We start from the raw sequence: 5090 nt of genomic DNA on the forward strand, positions 1-5090 counted from the left end.
CGTGGTCGTCGCGGGTGACGAGGACGCGGCGGTCGCCGTCGCCGAATCCTTCACCGACCGCAGGACCAAGCGGCTGACGGTCAGTCACGCCTTCCACTCCCCGCACATGGACGGGATGCTCGACGCCTTCCGCGAGGTGGCGGAGGGGATCACGTACGCAGCTCCGCGGATCCCGGTGGTGTCGAACCTGACCGGTGCGCTGGTCTCCGACGAGATGGGTTCGGCCGAGTTCTGGGTGCGGCACGTCCGTGAAGGCGTCCGCTTCCTCGACGGTGTCCGGGCGCTTGAGGCCGCGGGCGTGACGACGTACCTCGAACTCGGCCCCGACGGCGTTCTGTCCGCCCTCGCCCAGGACTGCCTCACCCGCGACGGCGCTGCCCTCCATCCCGTCCTGCGCGCCGAACGCCCCGAGGAAGCCGCCCTCGCAGCAGCCCTCGCCCAGGCCCACCTGCGCGGGATCCCCGTCGACTGGACCGCCTACTACGAAGGCACCGGCGCCCGCCGCGCCGACCTGCCGACCTACGCCTTCCAGCGGCAGCGCTACTGGCTGGAAGCACCCGCCCACGCCCTCGCCGGTGACGTCGTCTCCGCCGGGCTCGGCCCGACCGCACACCCGCTCCTCGGAGCGGCGGTCGACCTGCCCGACACGGACGGGTTCCTGTTCACCGGGCGGCTCTCGCTGCGCACCCACCCCTGGCTGGCCGACCACCGCGTCGCGGACAGCGTCCTGCTGCCCGGCGCCGCGCTGGTCGAACTGGCCGTCCGGGCGGGCGACCACGCCGGCTGCGACCGGCTGGACGACCTCACCCTCGAAGCACCGCTGGTGCTCCCGGAGACGGGCGGGACCCAGCTGCGGCTCGCCGTGGCCGAGGCCGACGCGCACGGCCGACGGGCCTTCCAGGTCTACTCGCGCCCCGAGCAGTCCGCCCCCGACGAGCCGTGGACCCGGCACGCCGCCGGCACCCTTGCCCCCGACACCGAGGACCCCGGCACCGAACCCCTGCGCGAGTGGCCCCCGGCCGGGGCCGTCGAATGCCCCGTGGACGAGCTGTACCCGGGCTTCGACACCATCGGGCTCGGCTACGGCCCCGCCTTCCGCAACCTGCGCCGGGCCCACCGGCTAGGGGACGAGGTGTACGCCGAGGTCTCCCTCGGCGAGGACCGCCTCGCGGACGCCGCCCCGTACGGCCTGCACCCGGCCCTCCTCGACGCGGCCCTGCACGCCGTCGGGCTCGGGGACTTCTTCCCCGACGGCCCGCAGGGCGCCCGGCTGCCGTTCTCCTGGGACGGCGTACGCCTGTACGCCGCCGGGGCGACCGCGCTGCGCGTCCGGATGGCCCCCGCCGGACGCGACGCGGTGGCACTGACCCTGTGGGACGCGACGGGCGCACCCGTCCTCGACGTCGACGCGCTGGTCCTGCGGCCCTTCGCCGCGGACGCCGCCGCGTCCGGACCGGTGCGGGAAGCGCTGTTCCGGATCGACTGGAGCACCCTGCCGCTCCCGGCAGCCGCGCAGCCGCAGCCGCTCCCCGGCGCCCGCTGGGCCCTGCTCGGCACCGACCCGCTCAAGACGGGCGCCGGCCTGGAACAGGCCGGGGTCCTCGACGACGCGGCCGGATCGGCCCACCCCGACCTGACCGCCCTCGGCGAGGCCTTCGACCTGGCCGAGGCCCTCGGTGAGCCCGCCCCCGACACCGTGCTGGTCCCGCTGGCCGCCGACCTCACCGCCCCGGACGCCCACACCGTGACCGGCAACGCCCTGGACCTGGTCCACGGCTGGCTGGCGGACGAGCGGTTCGCGGCGGCCCGGCTCGCGGTCGTCACCCGCGGCGCCGTCGCCACAGATCCCGACGAGGACGTCACCGACCTCGCGCACGCCGCCGTGTGGGGACTGCTGCGCTCCGCGCAGGCCGAGCACCCGGACCGCTTCGTCCTGGTCGACCTCGACGGGCACGACGCCTCCCACCGCGCCCTGCCCGCCGCGCTCGCCACCGACGAAACCCAGCTCGCGCTGCGCGAAGGAGCCGCACGGGCACCCCGCCTGGCCCGTGCCGCCCTCACCCCGCCCGCGGACGGCGCCCCCGCCGACCACGGACCGGACCCCGAGGGCACGGTCCTGATCACCGGGGCCACCGGCACCCTGGGCGGCCTGCTCGCCCGGCACCTCGTCGCCGAGCACGGCGTACGGCACCTGCTGCTGACCAGCCGTCGCGGCGCCGCGGCCGCCGGAGCCACCGAACTCGCCGACGCGCTCACCGCCGCGGGAGCCCGGGTCAGGTGGGCGGCCTGCGACGCCGCCGACCGGGACGCCCTCGCCGCCCTGCTGGCCTCCGTACCGGCCGCGCACCCGCTGACGGCCGTCGTGCACACCGCCGGCGTCCTCGACGACGCCACCATCACCTCGCTCGACCGCGAGCGGGTCACGAAGGTGCTGCGGCCCAAGGCCGACGCGGCGTGGAACCTGCACGAGTTGACGCGGGACCTGAGCCTTGCGGCCTTCGTCCTGTTCTCCTCCGCGGCCGGCGTCTTCGGCAACGCCGGACAGGCCAACTACGCGGCGGGAAACACCTTCCTCGACGCGCTCGCCCAGCACCGCCGGGCACAGGGCCTGCCGGGACTCTCCCTCGCCTGGGGCCTGTGGGACGACGAGGCCGGCATGGCAGCCACCCTCGACGAGCAGGACCGCCGCCGCCTCAGCCGCGGCAGCATGGACGCGCTCTCCGAGGCCGACGGCCTGGCCCTCTTCGACGCGGCCCTGCGGGCGGCGACGGCCGGGCCGGACGAGGACGCCCCCGCGCTCCTGGTGCCCGCCCGCATCGACCTGGCCGGACTCCAGGCACAGGTCGGCGACACCGTCGCACCCCTGCTGCGCGGCCTGCTCCGTACGCCCGTACGCCGCAGGACCAGCGGCGGGGCGCCCGCCGACACCCCCGGTACGCTGGCGGAGCGGCTCGCCCAACTCCCGCCCGCCGAACGGGACCGGGTGCTCCTGGACACCGTCTGCACCCACGTCGCCCAGGTCCTGGGCCACGGCGGTGCGGCCGCCATCGAGCCCGGCAGCGCCTTCAAGGAACTCGGCTTCGACTCGCTGACCGCGGTCGAACTGCGCAACCGGCTCGGCGCGGCCACCGGCCTGCGCCTCCCGGCCACGCTCATCTTCGACTACCCGACCCCCGAGGGCCTGAGAACCTACCTGCGCTCCGCGCTGCCCCTCGACACCGAAGGCCCCACCGTCTTCGGTGAACTCGACCGGCTGGAAGCCGCGTTGGGCGAGGCCGGATCCGCGGACGCGGACAGCGTCACCCGCTCGCGGATCACGATGCGCCTCCAGGCCCTCCTCGCCAAGTGGAACACCGGCCAGGACACCGGTCGGCGCACCGACGACGAGGAACTCGACAGCGACCTCGACACGGCGAGCGACGACGAACTCTTCGACCTGCTCGACGACGAGCTCGGCGCCTGAAACCGCCGGGCGGGGCGCCTCCCCCCCCGCCCCGCCCGGCCCTCTTTTCGCACCCACCACCACGGACAGACAGACCCGTACGACCGCCTCTCTGGCATGGAGCCCACGCACATGGTGAACGAGGACAAGCTTCGCGACTACCTCAAGCGGGCGACCGCCGATCTGCGCCAGGCCCGCAGGCGGTTGCGCGAGGTCGAGGAGCAGAACCAGGAACCCGTCGCGATCGTCGCGATGAGCTGCCGCTACCCCGGAGGCGTCCGCACCCCCGAGGACCTGTGGCGGCTCGTCGTCAACGGCGACGACGCGATCTCCGGATTCCCCGCCGACCGAGGCTGGGACGTGGAGACCCTCTACGACGCCGACCCCGACAGCGCCGGATCCAGCTACGTCACCGAGGGCGGCTTCCTCTACGACGCCGCCCGCTTCGACCCCGCCCCGTTCGGCATCTCGCCCCGCGAGGCCCTGGCGATGGACCCGCAGCAGCGACTGCTGCTCGAATCCTCGTGGGAGGCCTTCGAGCGGGCGGGCATCGACCCGACGTCGATGCGCGGCAGCCGCACCGCCGTCTTCGCCGGCGTCATGTACCACGACTACACCGCCCGGCTGGACTCCGTCCCCGAGGGCGTCGAGGGCTTCCTCGGCACCGGCAGCTCCGGCAGCATCGCCTCCGGCCGCGTCGCCTACACCTTCGGCCTCGAAGGCCCCGCCGTCACCGTCGACACCGCCTGCTCCTCCTCCCTCGTCACGCTCCACCTCGCGGTGCAGGCCCTGCGGGCGGGCGAGTGCACCATGGCCCTCGCGGGCGGCGTCACCGTCATGGCGACCCCGGCCACCTTCACCGAGTTCAGCCGCCAGCGCGGCCTCGCCGCCGACGGCCGCTGCAAGCCCTTCGCGGCCGCCGCCGACGGCACCGGCTGGGGCGAGGGCGTCGGCATGCTCCTCGTCGAGAAGCTCTCCGACGCCCAGCGCAACGGACACCCCGTCCTCGCCGTGATCCGAGGCTCCGCCATCAACCAGGACGGCGCGAGCAACGGCCTGACCGCTCCCAACGGTCCCTCCCAGCAGCGGGTCATCCACCAGGCGCTCACCAACGCCCGTCTCGCCGCCGCGGACGTGGACGTGGTCGAGGCGCACGGTACGGGGACCTCGCTGGGCGACCCGATCGAGGCGCAGGCACTGCTGGCCACCTACGGGCAGGACCGGCCGGCCGAGCGGCCGCTGCTGCTCGGCTCCATCAAGTCCAACATCGGCCACACCCAGGCCGCGGCCGGTGTCGCGAGCATCATCAAGATGGTCGAGGCCATGCGCCACGGCATCGTCCCGAAGACCCTCCACCTCGACGAGCCGACGCCGCACGTCGACTGGGAGGCGGGCGCCGTCTCCCTGATCGGCGAGAACGTCCCCTGGCCGCACACCGGAGCCCCGCGGCGTGCGGGTGTGTCGTCGTTCGGTTTCAGTGGGACGAACGCGCATGTGATCGTGGAGCAGGCTCCGGCCGTTGATGCCGGTGCCGATTCCGATGCCGTTGATGCCGTTGATGCCGTTGTTGTCGAGGGTGTGGCGGGGGAGGGTGGGCGTTCGGTTGTGCCGGTGGTGCCGTGGGTGCTGTCGGGTAAGAGTGCGGTGG

The 5090-nt window shown here is 74.5% G+C and carries 2 protein-coding genes; both read left to right on the forward strand.

Going from position 1 to position 5090, the window contains the following annotated elements:
- The coding region (locus AQI95_RS43955) for a type I polyketide synthase (protein ID WP_159056776.1) at nt 1-3463 on the forward strand (3463 nt) is incomplete at its 5' end.
- Nucleotides 3464-3574: 111 nt separating this feature from the next.
- Nucleotides 3575-5090 (forward strand): type I polyketide synthase (locus tag AQI95_RS43960; protein ID WP_244189127.1); only part of this gene is annotated, 1516 nt, incomplete at its 3' end.

The sequence above is a fragment of the Streptomyces yokosukanensis genome (assembly GCF_001514035.1).
Taxonomy (GTDB): domain Bacteria; phylum Actinomycetota; class Actinomycetes; order Streptomycetales; family Streptomycetaceae; genus Streptomyces; species Streptomyces yokosukanensis.